Annotated in this window: 17 protein-coding genes, 1 tRNA gene and 1 pseudogene; 10 read left to right on the plus strand and 9 right to left on the minus strand. The window is 68.5% G+C overall.

Annotation, left to right across the window (positions count from 1 at the left end; translation table 11 throughout):
* Positions 1 to 177: 177 nt before the first annotated feature.
* Positions 178 to 1,461, plus strand: a complete 1,284-nt coding sequence (locus ACLBXP_RS09320; protein WP_447667360.1) for a sensor histidine kinase — start codon at positions 178 to 180, stop codon at positions 1,459 to 1,461.
* 124 nt (positions 1,462 to 1,585) lie between these two features.
* On the opposite strand, the gene ACLBXP_RS09325 is transcribed toward ACLBXP_RS09320, so the two are convergent.
* The 7 genes from ACLBXP_RS09325 to ACLBXP_RS09355 form a co-directional block, all read right to left on the minus strand.
* Positions 1,586 to 2,122: a DUF2059 domain-containing protein gene (locus ACLBXP_RS09325; protein ID WP_447667361.1), complete on the minus strand. Its 537-nt coding sequence runs from the start codon at positions 2,120 to 2,122 to the stop codon at positions 1,586 to 1,588.
* Between the two features lie 157 nt (positions 2,123 to 2,279).
* A complete protein-coding gene (locus ACLBXP_RS09330) occupies positions 2,280 to 2,636 on the minus strand; it encodes a hypothetical protein (protein WP_447667362.1) in 357 nt (118 codons plus the stop codon).
* Positions 2,637 to 2,982: 346 nt separating this feature from the next.
* Positions 2,983 to 3,375, minus strand: a complete 393-nt coding sequence (locus ACLBXP_RS09335) for a hypothetical protein (RefSeq protein ID WP_447667363.1) — start codon at positions 3,373 to 3,375, stop codon at positions 2,983 to 2,985.
* 35 nt (positions 3,376 to 3,410) lie between these two features.
* Entirely contained in the window at positions 3,411 to 3,908 is a 498-nt protein-coding gene (locus tag ACLBXP_RS09340; protein ID WP_447667364.1) for an NUDIX domain-containing protein, read from the minus strand.
* 315 nt (positions 3,909 to 4,223) lie between these two features.
* Positions 4,224 to 4,781, minus strand: a complete 558-nt coding sequence (locus ACLBXP_RS09345) for a metallophosphoesterase (RefSeq protein WP_447667365.1) — start codon at positions 4,779 to 4,781, stop codon at positions 4,224 to 4,226.
* Between the two features lie 259 nt (positions 4,782 to 5,040).
* Positions 5,041 to 7,158 carry a helicase-related protein gene (locus ACLBXP_RS09350; RefSeq protein ID WP_447667366.1) on the minus strand — a complete coding sequence of 706 codons (2,118 nt, stop codon included), beginning with the start codon at positions 7,156 to 7,158 and terminating at the stop codon, positions 5,041 to 5,043.
* Positions 7,159 to 7,444: 286 nt separating this feature from the next.
* A complete protein-coding gene (locus tag ACLBXP_RS09355; protein ID WP_447667367.1) occupies positions 7,445 to 8,191 on the minus strand; it encodes a sulfite exporter TauE/SafE family protein in 747 nt (248 codons plus the stop codon).
* A 487-nt stretch (positions 8,192 to 8,678) separates the two neighbouring features.
* Between ACLBXP_RS09355 and ACLBXP_RS09360 the strand changes: the two genes are divergently transcribed.
* The 8 genes and pseudogenes from ACLBXP_RS09360 to ACLBXP_RS09395 all read left to right on the plus strand — a co-directional run bounded on the left by ACLBXP_RS09360 (position 8,679) and on the right by ACLBXP_RS09395 (position 16,247).
* On the plus strand, positions 8,679 to 8,996 hold the full coding sequence (locus tag ACLBXP_RS09360; protein ID WP_447667368.1) for a UxaA family hydrolase: 318 nt from the start codon (positions 8,679 to 8,681) through the stop codon (positions 8,994 to 8,996).
* A 7-nt stretch (positions 8,997 to 9,003) separates the two neighbouring features.
* Positions 9,004 to 10,284: a UxaA family hydrolase gene (locus tag ACLBXP_RS09365; protein ID WP_447667369.1), complete on the plus strand. Its 1,281-nt coding sequence runs from the start codon at positions 9,004 to 9,006 to the stop codon at positions 10,282 to 10,284.
* Between the two features lie 151 nt (positions 10,285 to 10,435).
* Complete coding sequence (locus ACLBXP_RS09370; RefSeq protein WP_447667370.1) at positions 10,436 to 11,797, plus strand: cation:dicarboxylate symporter family transporter; 1,362 nt, start codon at positions 10,436 to 10,438, stop codon at positions 11,795 to 11,797.
* 12 nt (positions 11,798 to 11,809) lie between these two features.
* Positions 11,810 to 12,751, plus strand: a complete 942-nt coding sequence (locus ACLBXP_RS09375; protein ID WP_447667371.1) for a hydroxyacid dehydrogenase — start codon at positions 11,810 to 11,812, stop codon at positions 12,749 to 12,751.
* Between the two features lie 3 nt (positions 12,752 to 12,754).
* Complete coding sequence (locus ACLBXP_RS09380; RefSeq protein WP_447667372.1) at positions 12,755 to 13,744, plus strand: Ldh family oxidoreductase; 990 nt, start codon at positions 12,755 to 12,757, stop codon at positions 13,742 to 13,744.
* A gap of 75 nt (positions 13,745 to 13,819) precedes the next feature.
* A complete protein-coding gene (locus tag ACLBXP_RS09385) occupies positions 13,820 to 14,629 on the plus strand; it encodes a GntR family transcriptional regulator (protein ID WP_447667373.1) in 810 nt (269 codons plus the stop codon).
* A gap of 91 nt (positions 14,630 to 14,720) precedes the next feature.
* A pseudogene (locus ACLBXP_RS09390) lies at positions 14,721 to 15,013 on the plus strand (molybdopterin-dependent oxidoreductase); the annotation flags it as partial.
* 127 nt (positions 15,014 to 15,140) lie between these two features.
* Entirely contained in the window at positions 15,141 to 16,247 is a 1,107-nt protein-coding gene (locus ACLBXP_RS09395; protein ID WP_447667374.1) for a YeiH family protein, read from the plus strand.
* Between the two features lie 237 nt (positions 16,248 to 16,484).
* On the opposite strand, the gene ACLBXP_RS09400 is transcribed toward ACLBXP_RS09395, so the two are convergent.
* Together ACLBXP_RS09400 and ACLBXP_RS09405 are read right to left on the minus strand one after the other, a co-directional pair.
* A tRNA-Gly gene (locus ACLBXP_RS09400) sits at positions 16,485 to 16,587 on the minus strand.
* 199 nt (positions 16,588 to 16,786) lie between these two features.
* The gene (locus ACLBXP_RS09405; protein ID WP_447667375.1) at positions 16,787 to 18,355 is read right to left on the minus strand and encodes a winged helix-turn-helix domain-containing tetratricopeptide repeat protein; all 1,569 of its coding nucleotides are present in this window, start codon (positions 18,353 to 18,355) and stop codon (positions 16,787 to 16,789) included.
* A gap of 152 nt (positions 18,356 to 18,507) precedes the next feature.
* Between ACLBXP_RS09405 and ACLBXP_RS09410 the strand changes: the two genes are divergently transcribed.
* On the plus strand, positions 18,508 to 19,536 hold the full coding sequence (locus ACLBXP_RS09410) for an alpha/beta fold hydrolase (protein ID WP_447667376.1): 1,029 nt from the start codon (positions 18,508 to 18,510) through the stop codon (positions 19,534 to 19,536).
* Positions 19,537 to 19,552: the final 16 nt, after the last annotated feature.

Here is a 19,552-nt window from a genome sequence, read left to right on the forward strand (position 1 = left end):
GAGCCGGCTCAACCTTTCTTGTCGATGACACCGGCCGCCCTGAAACACGCATTGATTTCCGGATGCCCGCACCCGCCGAGCTCCGGACCGCGCCACCCTCAACAGGATCAAGCCGTTCTGGTAAGCGCTCTCGCGTATGTGGCTATGCTCGGCCTCCGAGCCTCGGTTTTCAGCTGAATGTCGCCCTCCTTCCGACAACGCTCGCACGAGGCCGCCGAAGCGAGCGCTGCGGGAGCCGAACTCTCGGCCCTTCAGCGAGAGGTCGAGCGGCTGCGTGGGATGCTCGACCTCAACTCGGATTGGATCTGGGAGGTCGATGCGGCAGGTCGCTATACCTACGTCTCAGGCCACTGCCTCACGCTCCTCGGGTACGAGCCGGCGGAGATGCTCGGACGCACCCCCTTCGATTTCATGCCGGAGGATGAGGCGGCCCGGGTGGGGGCGGACTTCGCCGCGATCGTCGCCGAGAAGCGAGCCTTCTCACACCTGTTGAACCGTAACCGCTGCCGTGACGGCCGGATCCTGGTCCTGGAGACGAGCGGCATCCCGCTGCTCGGATCGGACGGCAACCTCATCGGCTACCGGGGCATCGACCGGGACGTCACCGAGCGGGAGGCGGCGGCCGAGCGCCTGCGCTACAGCGAGGAGGGCTGGCGGAACGCAGCGCAACGTGCCGACGAGGCGCTGACCAGGCTCAGCCAGACGCAGGACGATCTCATCCGCGCGGAGAAGCTGGCCTCGCTCGGAGAACTCGTGGCCGGCGTCTCCCACGAGATCAGCACACCGCTCGGGATCGCCCTGACCACCTCGACGCAGGTCGAGGCCGACTCTGCCCAGTTCGAGCAACTGGTCGGCGAGAACCGGCTCTCACGCTCGCGCCTCCTGGACTACGCCCATCGGATGCGGGAGGGGGCCCGCCTCCTGAGCACGAACCTGCTGCGGGCCTCCAACCTGCTCTACAGCTTCCAGCAGGTTGCGGCCGATCAGGTCCTGGACGAGCGGCGCGAGATCGACCTCGGGGCCTGGATCGAGGAACTGCTGAAGAGCCTGCGTGCCCTCGCGCGGGTTGGCCGGCACGAGATCGTCGCGATCTGCCCGGCCGACATCGTCCTCGACACCTATCCGGGGATCCTCGCCCAGATCCTCTCCAACGCGATCAAGAATGCCATCGATCACGGCCTGCGCGAGCGGCAGGGCGGCAACGTAACGATCACGGTGACGTCGGAGGGTATGCGTCTGCTCATCGACGTCGTCGACGACGGGGTCGGCATCCAGCCCGATCATCTCGGTCGGGTGTTCGATCCGTTCTTCACCACGGCGCGCGCACGCGGCGGCACCGGCCTCGGCCTGCACATCGTCCACAACCTCATCGTGAACCGGCTCGAGGGCAGCGTCGCCATGCACAGTGTTGTCGGGCAGGGCACGCGCCTCAGCCTGCAGCTTCCGCGTCGTCTCAGCTGAGGACGGCACGGCGTGGCGGACAACCCGACGCTCGGCAAGCTCGACAGGGCCGAGGCGGTCAGCGAGGACGAGGTTCGCGCCGCGGTCGACACCTGACCCGGTGGACGTCCCTCCGCCCGCCCCGCTACCGGGCCTTCCCGCCGGCGGCCCAGCCGTGCGCCTTGATCGCCTGGGCGATCTTCGTCTGCATCTCGGGCATCATGCCGGCCATCCACTGGCTCACGCCCGTCATCTGCGCCTGCGCGAGCTGCGGTTGCGCGGCCGCCAGGCGGCGGCCCGCCGGCGACGCGTAGAAGGCGCTCACGGCCTGCAGGTCCTCCTTGCCGAGAACGCTCGCGAAGCTGCGGGCCTGGACGTCCAGGAGCTCGTCGTAGTGCGCGCCGAGCATGGGCAGCAGCACCTCCTGCACGAGTGTCTGCGCGCGGTCCGGCTCGCGGATGCCCATCTGCTGCATCATGCCCGTCATGGGGGCGGCCATCGCGTTGAGCGTGGTAGCGCGGTCGCCCTGCATCTGCGTCACGACCTCGCGTGCCGCCTTCAGGGTGTCGGCATCCGGCGCCGCGGCCGCCGGCTTCGCGGCGGGCGGCGCGGCTTGTGCGAACGCCCCGCAGGAGAGCGACAGGGACAGGCAGATGCCGGTGATGACGGTTGCTGTGCGCATGCGCGATCCTGCTGGGACGCCGGAGGGGTGAGAAGCGGCCGCAGGCCGCGGCGGCGCCGTCGGCCCTACTACCATGGGTGGAGCGCTGTTACCTGAAGCGCCGATTCAGACAATGCGTCCTCGACCGGCCATCGCAGGGCTGGACCACGGATCGAGATCAATCGCGGAAGATGCGTGTGCCGTCGGCGTTGAGGATCTCGCGCTGATCGGCGCACCACTCCTCCACGCCGACGCGCTCGATCTCGCTGCTGACACGAGCGCCCTCCAGGTCGATGGCAGCCTGCGCCTGCTTACGGCCGAGTGCTTTGTCGAGGGTCTTGCGGACGGTACGGGACAGGGCGTCCGAGACCGTTTGGTCGACCGTGTAGAACTTGCCGCAGTAGAGGACGATGCCGGCCTGCGCGCCCACGATGCGCAGCAAGCCGTCGATCTTCTCGGACCGGGCATCCACTTGAGCCGATGCACCGCCGGTGCAAGCCACCACGATCAGGAAGGCGCTCAGCCCCCGGCCCATGTTCGGTATTCCTTCGCGTTGAAGTTTTCAGGGCGGATTTCGCGGAAGCCGCCCGCCGGCAGCTCAGTCGTCATCGGCATCGGCGGGAGAGCCTGGCGGAAGCGGTCCACTGTCCAGCACATCTTCGCCGTAGGTGCCTGGTGGGCCATCGAAGCCGACGACACCGTCCGGATTGTCCGGAGTTACATTCGGGTCGACCGGTGGAGGCCTGCTCCGATCAAGGCGCCGATCGATCCGATCCATGCGGTTGAGGTCCCGTTGGATCGGAACGTCCCGCGCTCCCTGGCCGAGGGCTTCGACGCCAGGAGCAAGCGCGATCAAGGCAGCCAATGTGAGCCGTTTCATTTCAGGTGCCCCTTCGCCGGTGGCTGTCGTCGAACCTTGGCTGGATCGGCTTGCCGAGCTGTCCGAAGCGGTCGGCAGCTTCCGAGGCCCGCCCGTTCGAGAGCGTCGTCACAAGCAGATCGGCGAGGGCTGGAAGCGTCAGATTGCGCGCGGTCGCCTCGGATCTCCGACGAGCATCCACCGTCGCATCGTCGAGTTCGGCCATCGCGCTCATGCGCTCCATGAGCGGACGTCGAACTTTCCGTATCCCGGGGTGCGCATCGAGGAACCGAGAGGGCCGGTCGAGCCGGCGCGGGACCTGGGACGAAAGCTCCTTCGCGCCCGGCTCGCAGGCCTGGATGCAGTCCGTCGCCGTCGCAAGGGCTTGGGCGATGCCATCCCGGAGTTGGCTCATCGGTTCGCGTCCTGGAGTCCCTGCGGTGCGCCACGTCAGCCCGCCCCGCGAGGGCCGGGGCAATTGCCGGAACCCGTCAGCCGCGCAAAGTAATCCGCCAGGTGAGGCGGCAGGGGGAGGCGTGACGCCTGGTCGAGCGGGAACCACTGCGCCCCTACGATCTCCCGGTGGTCGACCTTGATGCTCGGCATCACTGACGGATGCCACTCGAACAGGCTCACGCGGTCGTGGCGGTATCTGAACTTGAACTCGACATCGCGCACGAACCTGAACTCGGCACCGCTGACCTGAATGCCGATTTCCTCCCCGATCTCACGCACGACAGCATCGCGTGAGCTCTCGGACCGCTCGACCGAGCCGCCCGGTGCAGACCAGCGGGGCTGATAGGAGTTGCGGACCAGAAGCACTCTGTCCTCGAACCAGATCATGGCGAGGGCGCCGTGCTGGTTCGGACGCCTGATGAACCACCAGGCCCGCAAGCCCTGGAAGGCGCACCACAGCGCGAGCTGATAGCAACGATCCAACACCGTCACGCGCGATCCGACTTTCTCACGTCAGGCGGTCCTCCGTGTTCGCGTGCTCTGACGACGCCTCATGGATGACCTTCGGGCGGCAGGGCTTCGGGTCAGGCCGAAAGACCATCCGGGCAACCGCCAAGTGCATGCCCGATTGGATTTCTTCCGCCGCCTGAAGTCCATCGGTTGAACCTCTGGTCCGCCAGCACTCTCGCCAATGATGGCGCCAGTCGCAACCTGCAATAGCGATCCGACAGCCAGCCTCGCGAGCCGGATGGCCGGGAACCAACCGATCAGGGGCTCCGCAGTCGAATGCGGTCCGGCCATCGCGGCCTATCGCAGGCCACGGAGCGCCATCTCCTCCGGTGCCTGCTCCGCCGCAGCCTGGCGCCTGAGGGCGGCGAAGAGGTCGATCGGACGGTAGTCGCAGGCATCGGCTCCGACGTCGCACGAGCGGCTCGTGTCGGGCAGGCAGGCATGCGTGTGGCCGTAGAGGTGCCGAGTCTCGCGCCAGAACCCCGGCCAGCTCCTGTGGGGATAGTGCGACAGGAACAGCCGCCAGGGTTGGCCGCTGTCGTCCTCGACGGTGACGCGGGCAGTCTCGACCGGCGGCGCGGCCCAGGGGAGTTCCAGCACCCGGTTCGTGTCGTGGTTGCCGCGCACCAGGCGCTTGATGCCGTTGAGCCGGGAGAACACCGCGGCGCAGTGCTCGCGCGTTGCGTCAGCCGCGAAGTCCCCCAGGTGCCAGACCTCGTCGCCATCGGAAACGACCGCGTTCCATCGGCCGATCAGCGCCTCGTCATGCTCCTCCACCGACCCGAACATGGTGCGGCGACGGCGCACGAGCGCCGTATCGCCGAAATGGGTGTCTGCTACGAAGAAGACCGGCATGGATCCCGCTGACGAAGGTACGCTCGAGGTGCCGAGCGGTCCGAGCTCCGCTGCCTCATGAGGTGGAACCGCGCTCGGAGATCGCCAGCGACCGCGGCATCGCACCGCTTGCAGCAAGGAAGCAGAGCGTCGAGCACGGGGCGGGTGATCACGATCGCCGGTATGCCGGGCTGGACGCTGGCGTGGGCCTTGCCCGACCAGCGGCAGCGCGAAGCAGCGAGCCGGGCCGCTACGGAGCCCGAGGCCACGATGAGCCGGACTACGCGGCGACCCTGTTCGACGCGGTTTTCTGGAGTTGCGCCTCGATCGCTGCGTTGGCACGGCTGCGCAACGCCTTGGTCGCCTCGACCTCGTCGAACGTGTCGGGGAAGCGCCGACCCAGCCAGAGATAGGCGGCGGCGAGTTTGACCGTGCGCTCGAGGTGGCCGAGTTCGCCATCGACGCTGGCCCGCAACGCGGGGACGAACACGCCCGCCGCGTGGGCTTGGACCCATCGCTCGAGCACGGCTGTCGAGGTCGCGTCGCGCCGGTCGATCGGGGCGACCGCGAAGACGAAAGCCTCACGGATCGGGAGCCGCGCCTTGTCGACCGCCCGCGCGGCTTCAAGAGCCTCCTCCATCTCGGATGGCTGGAACGGCGAGCCGTCGTAGAAGGTCGTGCGGGAGAAGTGGGTCAGCACGTCGGCAAGCGATGCGGTGCCGAGTTCCAGGGCCGCCGCCTCGATCGCGATCAGGTCCGGCCTGACGTAGAACCGGGTGTCGGCGGCGGGGGCCGTCGGGGCACCGGCGAGCGCGTCGCGGATCGGACCGAGGCTCGCGTCGTCCGTCGCCGAGACGTGTCCCTCGTCCTGATGGCCGAAGCGTCCGGCGCGGCCGGCGATCTGCCGGATTTCCGGGTTGGTGAGCGAGCGTGTGGTCGTGCCGTCCCACTTCGTGACCGCCGAGAAGATCACGCGCTTGAGCGGCCCGAGGTTGAGGCCCATGCCGATCGCGTCGGTGGTGACCAGCACCTCCGCCTCGCCGTCGCGGAACCGTCGCGCCTCGGCCCTGCGCACCTCCGGCGACAGGGCACCGTAGATCGTCGCGACGCTGCGCCCGGCCACCACCAGGGTCTCGCGGATCTCGTGCACGGCGCGGCGCGAGAAGGCGACGACGGCGTCTCCCGGCTGAACGGCTTCGAGCGGGACGGGCGCATCGAGTGCGACCAGCGGCGTCTTGCGCTCGAATGTGACGACGTCGAGGGATTCACCGGCCGCCTCCGCCGCGCGGCGGACATGCGACAGGGCATCGTCCGAGCCGCAGACGATGACGGTCTTGGCCGGGATCCCGAACAGCGCGTTGGTCCAGGCCCAGCCACGATCGGGATCGGACAGCATCTGGATCTCATCGATCACCGCGACCTCGACCGGGCGGCGCAGATCCGCCGTCTCGATGGTGCGCGCGGTGTGGCTGGGGTCGGCCTCGCCCAGAACCTCCTCGCCGGTGACCATGCCGGCACGCAGCCCTCGCTCCAGCAGCGCCTCGTAGTTCTCCAGCGCGAGCAGCCGTAGCGGCGCGAGATAGGTGCCGCTCGGCGCCTTCGCCAACGCTTCCAGAGCCGCATAGGTCTTGCCGGAGTTGGTCGGGCCCATGTGGAAGACGATCCGCCGGTTCAGCCGGCGGGCGGGCACGAACTTGTCAATGTAGCCGCCGAAGCCGACCCGGTCGCGCAGGCGCCGCCGGCCGGCCTCCTCGTGCGCCACCACCTTCGCCCGGGTGCGGACGGTCTTGAGTGTGTCGCCGATGGCGTGGGCGAGATTCGGCGACGGCGTGAAGATCCTTGAGCGGAGCGATCGATCGAGATGGGCGATGTAGGTCGGCGCATCCGCGCCGGTCTCGTGAAGATCGTCGCGGATCTGGTCGCGGAGCCGGGCGACTGTCCGGCGCAACGGGCCTTCGTGTTGCGCGGCGGTCGCCGCGAGAGCCGCGCGCAGGTCGCCCAGCCGTCGGGCCGGGTCGTTGCCCAAGGCCATCTCCTCCAGGATCTCCGCCGCAGCCTCGTCTGGCGGAACGTCGAGGCGGAGATCGAGGCGGCCATCGTCCAGGAGTGGGATGCTCATCCGCAGCCGCCAGACGAGGTCATCGTCGCGCCGAGGCTCGGACCGCAGCGCCGGGATGGCGGAACGAAGGGCCGCGACACCGGTCTCGACGAAGGCACGTCGTGCATCGCCATCCCGGAGAGCGGCCGCGACCGCTTCGTCCTCGACGAATCCGTCGTGCTCGGGCAAGCCCATGCGAAGGCGCAAGGCTTCGCGGTCGACCGCAGCGGCTCCGATACCGAGCCGATGCAGGGCATCGGCCAGGATGTCGGTCGTCAGGTGGATGCGCTTGCGGGCCATGACCCACCTTCTCGGTCGCGCGGCTGCAGATCAAGCACGGTGTGTCCCTCGAACCCGCCGAAGGGCCTGCGTCGTATGTTCCGTCTAGCGAGACGAAGGACGGGCGGCCGATCGGCGATGAACAGCGTGCCGCTCCTGATGAACACCAGAAATCCGAAGGCGCGCACGCTCGCGGACTTCATGGCCCGAACCGGCACGATCCGCCGCCGCCCGGACAGCTGAAAGGACCTGATCTTCGCGGGCGTCCACGGCAAGCCTGGGAGCTGACCCGCAACGGCGGCCGGCTTCAGCCCTGCAGCAGGCCGGGCAGCGCCAAGGCGGTGGTGGTGAGCCCGATCGCCCCGAGCAGCGCGAGGACGAGGGTCCGGAAGCGCCGCTGGTCGATCCGGGCGAACAACGAGAGACCGGCGAGCACGCTCACCAGCACCACGGGCAGCGCCAGCGCCAGGTCGCCGACGAGTTCGGGCGGGATCGGGTCAAGGTAGACGAGGATCGAGAAGGCCCAGACCTGCATCACCAGGGTGAAGGACTGGTAGACCGCCCGCTGGGTGCGCGGCTCCCAGCCGCGCACGAGGCTCCAGGCCGTTGGCAGGGCTCCGGACAGACCCGCGATGCCGCCCAACACGCCGCCGAGGAAGCCGATCGCGCCGTCGCTCCATGAATTACCGAAGCCCACCCGGTAATCGGCGCGCAACAGGGAGATGCCGCCGCTGTAGAGGACCAGGAAGGCACCGATCGCGACCTTGATGAAGCGTGGATCCAGACCGTGAAGCAGATGGATGCCGATCGGCGCTCCGACGAGGCCGGGCAGGATCATCGCGACGGCGGTGCCCCGCGGGGGCCAGGTGCGCAGCCGCAGGATCGAGATCACCTGCGAGAGGATGCTGCAGACGAGTACTAGAGCGGTCGCCTCGACGGGCGTGCGGATCGACAGCAGCGTGCCGGAAGCGATCAGCGCGAAGGCGAAGCCCGTGAGGCCCGAGATCACGCCGGCGCAGCCGACACACAGGATGAGGAGAAGCGTCTCGTTCACCGCGGGCGCCCTGCCCGGCCAATGCCCTGCGCGGGCACGCTTATCATCCTCGTCCTCCCGGCCAGCGTCCTGCCTTAAACAGGATCCCACAAGAATGTATCTTATATAAGACTGACCGTGCGCGACAAGATGCGGGACAGCACAGCGGGTCGGGAACTGGATCCTTGCGGACTGCTCGCAACGACGTTGGCAGGTTGCATCGGTTGCGCGCTGGGACCGGCGGTCCAGACACATCACGCACCCTCGCCGCCTGCTACGAGCGCGGTGGGGTCCGGTCGCTTGGGGGCCCGTTCGATCGACTGGATCACCAGCTTGAGTCGGCTGCTTGAATCCTGACGCCTGCGGCCTCGGAGCCATTGAACGCTCGAACTGTCAGATCGACGAATTCGCTCCCCTCCCTTGATCGGCCGTTGACGCCCAACTTTAATAGGTCTTATATAAGACTAGTCGCCGCCAAGAAGCCGACGACAGCTACCAGGAGGACCGCATGAGCAGCCACGCCGCGTCCGGCGAGGGGCACCGCAAGCCGCATCTCCTCGCGCATTCCCCCCAGGACAACGTCGCCGTCGCGGTGATCGAGGGCCTGAGCGCGAACACCGACGCCTTTGGGGTGGTCACCGAGAACGACACCACCTTCGCGGTCCATGTCCGCCACGACATCCCGATCGGCCACAAGGTCGCGCTCACCGACCTGAAGGCCGGCGATACGGCCATCAAGTACGGCCAGGACATCGGCAAGGTCATCAAGGACGTCGCCAAGGGCGAGCACGTCCACGTCCACAACGTTAAGACGAAGCGCTGGTGAGGTGACGATGTTCAAGGAAGCCGCTCAGCTCGAACACGAGATCGCCACCCCCTTCGTCGGCGGTGCGCCCGATCAGCTCGCCACCAAGGCGCTCGCGACCAAGCGCGCCTCGGAGACTTACACGTCCGCCACCTTCATGGGCTGGCGCCGGGAGAACGGCCGGGTCGGCGTGCGTAACCACGTCGTGCTCCTGCCGCTGGACGATCTCTCGAATGCCGCCTGCGAGGCGGTCGCCAACAACGTGAAGGGCACGATGGCGCTGCCCCACGCCTACGGCCGGCTGCAGTTCGGCGAGGATCTGGATCTCCACTTCCGCACCCTGATCGGCATCGGCTCGAATCCGAACGTCGCCGCCGTCGTGGTGATCGGCATCGAGGACCAGTGGACCAACCGCGTGGTCGAGGGCATCGCCAAGACCGGCAAGCCGGTGGTCGGCTTCGGCATTGAGGGCCACGGCGACATCGCGATCGTCGCCAAGGCGAGCTACCAGGCCAAGCGCTTCGTGCAGTGGGCCACCGAGCTCCAGCGCGAGGAATGCCCGATCACCGATCTCTGGGTCTCGACCAAGTGCGGCGAGTCCGACACCACCACGGGCCTCGCCTCCTGCCCCACGGTCGGCAACATGTACGACAAGCTGATCCCGCACGGGATCTACGGGGTGTTCGGCGAGACTTCCGAGATCACCGGCGCGGAGCATCTCTGTCGGGAGCGGGCGATCAGCCCTGAAGTCTCCGACAAATGGTACACGATGTGGAAGGCCTATCAGGACGACGTGATCGAGGCCCACAAGACCGACGATCTGTCGGACTCGCAGCCCACCAAGGGCAACATCGCGGGCGGCCTCACCACCATCGAGGAGAAGGCGCTCGGCAACCTCGAGAAGATCGGGCACGAGTGCCGGTTCATCGACGCGCTGCAGCCTGCGGAGGCCCCTGCAAAGGGACCCGGCCTCTACTTCATGGACACGTCTTCGGCGGCGGCCGAGTGCGTCACGCTGATGGCGGCGGCCGGCTACGTGGTCCACACCTTCCCGACCGGTCAGGGCAACGTCATCGGCAATCCGATCGTCCCGGTGATCAAAATCACCGGCAATCCCCGGACCGTGCGGACCATGGGCGAGCATATCGACGTCGACGTCTCGGGCGTGCTCACCCGCGAGATGACCATCCCCCAGGCAGGCGACGCGCTGATCGACATGGTGGTGCGCACCGCCAACGGCCGGCTCACGGCGGCCGAGGCCCTCGGTCACCGGGAATTCGTGATGACGAAGCTTTACCGCAGCGCCTGACGCGCAAGTCGTCGACTCACAAGTCCCGCCCCCGCGGACCGCGCTCCGGTCCGCGGGGGCGGTCCCGACGCCACGGGGTCAGGACCACGATGGAGCGCACGACCGCGGGCGAAACCGCGGCGGCCTCCGTCCGGTCATTCTGGAGGAACGCATGAGGTTGCTTCGGTCGATCTACGGCCAGGTTCTGCTTGGCATCGCGTTGGGCATCGGCGTCGGCGTGGTCGCGCCCGACTTCGCGGTAGGCTGCAAGATCCTCGGCGACATGTTCATCAACCTGATCAAGATGATCGTCGCCCCCGTGATCTTCTGCACGGTCGTAGTCGGCATCGCGCATGTCGGCGACATGAAGAGCGTCGGCCGGATGGGCCTGAAGACCATCCTGTACTTCGAAGTCGCCACCACGGTGGCGCTCGCTGCGGGCCTCCTGTTCGTCAACCTGCTGCGGCCGGGCGACGGCGTGAACGCCACCGTCGACAGCCTCGACGCCAAGCTGGTGGCTGGCATCGCCGGCAAGGCCCACGCGCAGTCGCCGATGGAGATCATCGCCAACATCATCCCGCACAGCGCGGTCGACGCCTTCGCCAAGGGCGATCTGATCCAGGTGATGTTCTTCTCGGTGCTTGTCGGCATGGGTCTGGCTATGCTGGGCCGGCGCGGCGAGTTCCCGCTCAAGGTGGTTCATGCCTTCGGCGACGTGCTGATGAAGGTGGTCGGCCTGATCATGCACTTCGCGCCGATCGGAGCCTTCGGCGCGATGGCCTTCACCATCGGCAAGTTCGGGCTCGGCATCCTCGCCCAGTACGGAATGCTGATCGTCTCGCTTTACTTGACCTTCATCGTGTTCATCGCGGTCTTCCTCGGCGGCGTGATGCGGTTCTATGTCGGTCTGAGCCTGTGGAAGCTGCTCCGCTACAGCCGCGAGGAGCTGTTCATCCTGCTCGGCACCACGAGCTCGGAATCGGTGCTGCCGCGGATCATGGCCAAGCTCAACGGGCTCGCAGTCGAGAAGAGCGTCACCGGCCTCGTGATGCCGGCAGGCCTGTCCTTCAATATGGACGGCTCCTGCATCTACCTGACCATGGCGATCGGCTTCATCGCGCAGGCCCTCAATGTGCCGCTGACCTGGGAGCAGGAGCTCGGCATCCTGGCTATCGCGCTAGTGACCTCGAAGGGCGTCGCGGGCGTGGCGGGCGCCATCCTCTTCGTGCTGGCTGCGACGCTTCAAGCCTCGCAGCTTCTGCCGGTGGCGGGCATTGCGCTGATCATCGGGGTGGACCGCATTCTGAACGAGCTGCGATGCGTGACCAACGCGGTCGGCAACATGGTGGCGACCCTGGTGATCGCGCGCTGGGAGGGCAAGATCGACCTCGCCCACGCCCAGGCGGTGCTCGACGGCCGCATCACCCCGAATCTCGATCTCCTCGACGACGAGGACGAGGCGGCGGACGCGATCCCCGCCCGCGAGCCGGCGGCCTTCCGCCGCCCGCTCCCGGCTGCCGTGCCGGCGACCTGAGAAAGACGCTCCATGCCCAAGGTCATCATCAGCGAGTTCATGGACGAGGCGGCGATCACGGCCGAACTCGCCGGATTCGACGTCCTGTACGATCCCGGCCTCGTCGACCGGCCGGGGGATCTCGCCGCCGCCGCGGCGCAGGCCGACGCCCTGATCGTGCGCAATCGGACGCAGGTGCGCGGCGCCCTGCTCGATGCCGCCCGGGATCTCAAGGTGGTCGGTCGCCTCGGCGTCGGCCTCGACAACATCGATGTGCCCTCCTGCCGGGAGCGGGGCATCGCGGTCTACCCGGCGACCGGCGCCAACGACGTTGCGGTCGCCGAGTACGTGGTCGCCACCGCGATGCTGCTTCTGCGGGGCGCCTACGGGGCCACGGCCAGCGTCGCGGCCGGCACGTGGCCGCGCAACGCCCTGATGGGCCGCGAGATCTCCGGCAAGCGCCTCGGCCTCGTGGGCTTCGGTGCCATCGCCCGCGAGACCGCCCAGAGGGCTGCGGCCCTCGGCATGGCGATCGCCGCCCACGACCCCTTCGTCGCTGAGGGCGACCCGGCCTGGAACCCGGCCTACGGCCCCGTGCAGCGACAGGCGCTCGACGCCCTGATCGCCCAGAGCGACGTGCTCTCGCTGCACGTGCCGCTCACCGATCAGACCCGCGACCTGATCGACGCGGCGGCGCTGGCCCGGATGCCCGAGGGCGCGATCCTGATCAACGCGGCCCGGGGCGGCGTGGTGGACGAGGCCGCCGTGGCGGAAGCCCTGCGGTCGGGGCATCTCGGCGGCGCGGCGCTGGACGTGTTCGACCAGGAACCCCTCGACGCGGCGGCGGGCGCCCTCTTCGCGGACGTGTCGAACCTGATCCTGACCCCGCACATCGCCGGGGTGACGCAGGAATCGAACGTGCGGGTCTCCGCCGTCACGGCGCAGTCCGTCCGCCGCCATCTCATGGAGCGCTGAACCGTGCCGAACCTCACTCTGTCGGAGGCGGAGGCCCTCGCCGAGGCGGCTCTGATCCGCTGCGGCACGGCCGAGGCCGCGGCGCGGAGCGTCGCCCGGGCGCTGGTCGGCGCCGAGGCGGACGGGCTCAAGGGCCACGGCCTGTCGCGGGTGGCACCCTACGGCGCGCAGGTGCGCACCGGAAAGGTCGTGGGCGACGCGGTCCCGCGGGCGGAGCGCCCGCGGCCCGGCCTGCTCGCAGTCGACGCCGCACACGGCTTCGCCTATCCGGCCCTCGATCTCGCCCTGGAGGCGCTGCCCGGCCTCGCCCGGCAGCAGGGCGTTGCGGCAGCCGGTATCCGCCGGTCGCACCATTGCGGCGCGGCCGGACGCCCGGCCGAGGCCCTGGCCGAGCAGGGCTGCGTCGCGCTGCTCTTCGCCAACACGCCCGCCGCGATGGCCCCCTGGGGCGGGCGTCAGGCAGTGTTCGGCACCAACCCGCTGGCCTTCGCCTGCCCGCTGCCGGGCCGCGCGCCGATCGTGGTCGACCTCGCCCTGTCGAAGGTGGCCCGCGCCAACATCGTCGGGGCGGCCAAGCGCGGCGAACCGATCCCCGAGGACTGGGCCCTCGACGCGGAGGGACGCCCGACGACCGATGCCAAGACGGCGCTCGGCGGCACGATGGCGCCGCTGGGCGAGGCGAAGGGCACGGCGCTCGCCCTGATGGTCGAGCTGCTCGCCGCCGGTCTCGTCGGCGCGCGCTTCGCCGGCGAAGCCTCCTCGTTCCTCGACGCCGTGGGCGACCCACCGGGGACCGGGCAGCTGATCCTCGCCCTCGACGCGTCGGCGCTCAGCCCGGACGCGCCGGAGCGCTTCGCGACGCTGGCCGGCGCAATTGAAACGCAGGACGGCGCCCGCCTCCCGGGCAGCCGCCGTCTGGCGCTGCGCCGCCGCGCCGCCGAGGCGGGGCTCGATGTGGCCGAAGCCCTCGTCGCCGAGATCAGAGCGCTGTGACGCGGATCGCCTGTGCGGAGGAAAACCCTGCGATTGCTCCTGTCGGCGGAGCCACGTAAGCGAGAGGAGGGAGAGGTGCTGGACACATCCTTCGACGCTCTACCCACGGATGGGGCTCTGCGTCGTCACGCGATGGAACGGTCAGGCGAGGGGCAGGCAGGTTCGGGACGCGCCGGCACGGTCGGCTTCCGGCCGCTCTACCGACAGGTCTACGATACGCTGCTGAGACGCCTGGCCGATGCGGTCTGGCAGCCCGGCCAGATCCTGCCGAGCGAGGGACAGCTCGCCCTCGAGCTGGGGGTCAGCCAGGGGACGGTGCGCAAGGCCCTCGACGCGCTCACCGCCGACAGCCTGCTGGTGCGCCGCCAGGGCCGCGGGACCTTCGTGGCCGATCATGACGACAAGCAGAGCGTCTTCCGCTTCCTGAAGCTGCGGCCGGACGGCGATGGCACCGGTATGCCCACGAGCCGGGTCACGGGGATCGCGGAGGCGGCCGCCAGCGCCGACGAGCGCGGGCGCCTCGACCTCGTGCGATCGGCCCGGGTCGTCCGGATCGAGCGCGTGCGCGCCGTCGACGCCAAGCTGTGCGTGGTCGAGACGATCAGCGTACCCGCGGGCCTGTTCCCGGGGATCGCCCAGCTCGAGCTGCCGAACACCCTCTACAGCCTCTACGCCACCCGCTACGGCATCACGATCGCTACCGCCAACGAACGCCTGAAGGCTGTGGCGATCGGGCTCGGCGAGGCGGAGTTGCTTCAGGTGCCCGCCGGGACCCCCGCCCTCGAGATCGACCGCGTCGCCATCGATCTCGAGGAACGGCCGGTCGAGTGGCGCCTCTCGACCTGCCTGACGCAGGACATCCACTACCTCTCGGTCCTTCGCTGACCGGGGTCTCCTCTGAGGCGTCGCCCCGCGTTCGAGGATGGCGCGCGCCGAAACGGAACGCCGCTGCGACCGCCTGAACGAGGAGCGCGCGATGACCGATCGCGGAAAACGGGACTTCATGCGGCTGACCGCGCTCGGCGCTCTCGCCGCCGTTGGGGACGTGCCGCACGCACGGGCGGGCGACACCGCGACGCTGCCCTTCGGCAGCGGCGATCGGCGGCTCATCGCCAATCCGGGCAAAAGGCCGCTCCTGCAGATGACCGCCCGCCGCAGCTGGAGACACCGTTCGCGGTCTTCGACGAAGGCGCGATCACGCCCAACGACGCCTTCTTCGTCCGCGACCACCTCGCCGACATCCCGACCGAGATCGACCCGCGGGCCTTCTGGGACGCCGAGGTCGCCAGGATGATCAAGGTCTACCGGGCGTCGATCGCCGAGGGGCAGGCCAGGGCTATCGCCGCCGATCTCGGCGCGGCCTACTGAGCGCCGAGACCGAGCAGGAGGCCGCGCGATGATCGCCAAAACTGTCGTGCCGGATCAGCCCGGGGCCGCGCCGACGAGGCCGCGGCGGGCGTCCGCCTGGGCCGGGACAGCCGGCACTCTGCTCCCGGGCCTGCTCCTGTGCCTGGGTATCACCGCAGTGGCACAGGGTCTGCAGGCCGGCGAGGAGCACCTGACCGGCCATCCCTACGTCGAGGCCCTCGTGCTAGCCATCCTCATCGGCACGGCCGTGCGGACCGTTTGGGTGCCGGGCGCGCGCTTCAAGGCCGGGATCGCCTTCTCGGCCAAGCAGGTACTGGAAGTGGCCGTCACGCTGCTCGGCGCCGCGGTGAGCCTCGGGGCCATCGTCGCCTCGGGTCCGGCGCTGCTGGCCGGCATCGTCGGGGCGGTGGCGCTGACCATCCTGGCGAGCAGCGCCCTCTGCCGTGCCCTGGGGCTGCCGGTGCGCATGGCGCTGCTGATCGCCTGCGGGAACGCAATCTGCGGCAACTCGGCGATCGCGGCGGTGGCGCCGGTAATCGGGGCGGACAGCCGGGACGTGGCGGCCGCCATCGCCTTCACGGCCGTGCTGGGCGTGCTGATGGTACTGGGCCTGCCCCTGTTCGTGCCGCTCGTCGGCTTCAGCGAGCATCAGTACGGTGTGCTGGCGGGCCTGACCGTCTACGCGGTGCCGCAGGTGCTGGCCGCGACCGTCCCGGTGGGCCCGCTCGCCACGCAGGTGGGCACGCTGGTCAAGCTGGTTCGGGTGCTGATGCTCGGGCCGGTGGTGCTGGCCCTCTCGCTCCTCGCCCCGCGCCTGCCGGCGGCGGGAGCCAAAGCCGCTCCGGGGAGCTCACCGAGCCGGCTCGGCTTCTTCAAGCTCGTTCCGTGGTTCATCCTCGGTTTCCTGGCCCTGGCGAGCCTGCGCTCGCTCGGGCTGATCCCGGACGCCTGGATCGCGCCGATCTCCCGCCTCGCCGGCTTCCTTACGATCGTGTCGATGGCCGCGCTCGGCCTCGGGGTGGATGTGCGTATGCTGGCACAGGTCGGCGGTCGGGTAACGATGGCGGTCACCGCCTCTCTCCTCGTACTGCTGATCACTGCCATCTTGCTCATCCGCGGCCTTGGGCTCGGCTGAGCGGGGCGCCGGTGCGGTTGCTCTCTCGTGCCGTCATTGAGGCGGGAAGGTTTGCAATAGGTTCTCGATCCCGTTTTCAAGGACGTCTGCTTCCTAGACCGGATCGTATCTGGCCTCGTGTCAGCAATGAGCGCTTAGTCGAAGGCCCGGTTCAGGGCCGAACACCGAAGGGAACTCGGGGAACACCTCGACCGCTCCTGGGCCGAGAAACCACAATCTGTAAAAGGATTTGACGGGAGCGGGCGATCGGGATCGAACCGATAACATTCAGCTTGGGAAGCTGAGGTAAGCTGTTGGAATCTTCGTGTGGTGTTCCCCGAGCCCCATTGACTACATCAGCCTAGCGCTAACAGCGACACTGCGGAGCCGTCGTTCTGCTGTGCGCCCATACGGGTCCCATGGAGGTGGTGAACCACTTCCACAGAGCGGACATGCCCTGATGGGATGTGAGGGCGCAGCCGGATGAACATTACGAGTGTTCCGCCGGAGAGGTGCCTCGTGACCACGATACACGTTCACCTTCGAACTTCGCGTTGTTTTCACTCCGGCAGACCAGCGCTCCCCAAGGCCTCGGCATAGACCTTCGCCATACTGGCGAGAGGCATCGGGATGCGAGCGAAGAACGTGCTCACGGTCAGGTCCGGCTCGATGTGCAGCAGCTCGCCGGCGATGGTACGGGCTCGCTCGACCTCGCCGAGCCTGACCAGTGCGACGGCTAGGACGCGCAGGGCCACTGCAAACCGTGCATTCTGCGCCAGCGCCTGCTCGGCCAAGCGCATCGCTTCCGGATAATCCTCGTCGATGATTGCGGCGAGTGCCAAAACGCCAGCCGTAAGCCAGCCGTGTGGGTCGCGCGGGTTGAGCGCCTGCGCGCGCAGCACCATCGCGCGCCCTTCGCGGACATTGCCGCACATCGTCTCGATCCAGCCCGTCAGCGTCAATGCCATCGCTGAGTTCGGGTTGATGAGCAGCGAGCGACGGAAGATCGTGCGTGCCCGCTCACGTTCGGTGCCAGCCATGTTCCAGAGGGCAAAGGCCGCCATCCAGAGCACCTGGGCATCCTCCGGGGCGATCTCGATCGCGCGCCACGCAGCGCTGACGGCCTCTCGGCGGTCGGCCTCCGTCTGATACGCCCACCCCTGAAAATGGCACTGCGCGCGCGTGTAGGCGGCAGCCGCCAGGGCATGGGCGTAGTGGGGGTCCAAGGCGAGCGCTTGCTGGAGATGATCCAGCGCCGAAATCATGCTCGCCGCAGTGAACTCACCCAGCTGCGCGTAGGCGCGCAGGACATGGTCGTAGGCGTCGGGAGGGGTAGGAGTCTCCTGCTGGATGCGGCGGATCTCCGCGCGCTGGAGCGTAGGCTCAATGACGGCAGCGACCCTCTCGGCCACCCGATCCTGCAGGTCGAACACATCCTGCAGGTCACCATCGAAGCGCTCAGACCAGAGATAGGCGCCCGAGGCCGTATCCACGAGCTGGCCGGTGATGCGCAGCCGCCCGGCCCCGCGGCGCACGCTGCCCTCGAGCACGTAGCCGACTCCGAGCTCCTGCCCGATCCGGCGCACGTCGGCTGTCCCGCCCTGGTAGGTGAAGGAAGAATTACGCGCGATGACGAACAAGCCGCTGCTGCGGGATAGGGCCGTGATGATCTCCTCGGCCATGCCTTCGCCGAAGTAAGTCTGCGCCGGGTCGCCGCTGAGATTCGTGAACGGTAGAACGGCCAGCGCAGGCAGCCGGGAGGGACGACGCCCAGCGAAGGGCGCAGCCGCGCTCCTCTCTGCAGCGCCATCCTCGCCTTCGATGACGTTGACCCGCGCAACGAACCGGACTCCCTTTCTCGGAAGGGTCCGGATCAGCCGCTGCGCTGCACCGGTATCGCCGACTGCCACGCGGGCGGCGTTGATGCGGCTGCTCAAGGTCGCTTCGGACACGATGCGGCCGTGCCAGACGGCATTCAGCAAATCGTCGCGGCTGACCACCCGGTCGCGCGCCTCGATCAGGAACTTCAGTACGTCGAAGACCTGCGGCTCGACCGCCACGAGGCCTTCGCCCTCACGCAATTCACGGCGGGCGACATCGAGACTGAAGGACCCGAATTGGTAGATCACGGGAGGGCCGTATGCTGGTTGCGGCTCCCTAGCACAACGGCCTCCGACGCAGAAATCATGGCGATCTCCAGATTCTCTCCAGGGCTTCTCAAAGCGCGGCCGTCGGGACCGACGCATACAGGCCGTGCTCTTTCGACGAAGGGACCTTTCCCATGTCCGACGCCCCCGATAATCCACACCGTCGCCTTCTGCTCGGCGCAGCGCTCGGTGCCGTGACCACCGCTGGGTTCGGTCGCCACAATCTCGCGCTCGCTCAGACAGCGCTCGATCCGGTCACGCCCGCGAGCTTCGGCCCCGTGAAGCAGATCGAGGCCGGCGGGCTCGATGTCGGTTACGTCGAGGCGGGGCCGATTGCGGGTCCCGTGGTCATCCTCCTGCACGGGTGGCCCTACGACATCCATAGTTTCACCGAGGTCGTCCCGGTGCTGACGGCGGCGGGCTACCGGGTCGTCGTGCCCTACCTGCGCGGCTACGGCACGACCCGATTCCTTGCCAAAGAGACCGTGCGCAACGGTCAGCAGGCGGCGCTCGCCACCGACGTCGTCGCGCTGATGGATGCCCTGAAGATCGACCGAGCCGTCCTTGCCGGCTTCGACTGGGGCGCGCGCACAGCCTGCATCGTCGCAGCACTCTGGCCAGAGCGCTGCAGGGCTCTCGTCTCCGTGAGCGGTTACCTCATCGGCAACCAGGAGGTGGGCAAGATGCCGTTGCCGCCGCGTGCCGAGCTTTCCTGGTGGTACCAATTCTACTTCGCGACGAGCCGGGGCCGGGCGGGATACGAAGCCAACCGGAAGGAGTTTGCCCGCCTGATCTGGCAGACCGCCTCGCCCAGATGGGCGTTCGACGACGCGACCTTCGCGCGAAGCGCGCCAGCCTTTGACAATCCCGACCATGTCAGCATCGTCGTGCATAACTATCGCTGGCGTCTCGGTCTGGCCGACGGTGAGCGCCAGTACGACGCACTGGAGGCTCGGCTCGCCCAGGCACCGGTCATTGGCGTGCCGACGATCACGATGGAAGGGGATGCGAACGGCGCTCCTCATCCCGAGCCTGCCGCTTACGCCAGGAAGTTCACGGGTCGCTACGCCCATCGGCTGGTCACGGGGGGCATCGGCCACAATCTGCCGCAGGAGGCGCCCCGGGATTTCGCGCAGGCCGTCATTGATGTCGCCACCGCGTGAGCCTTTCGTCCGCACA

It is taken from the genome of Methylobacterium sp. A54F, from assembly GCF_053346035.1.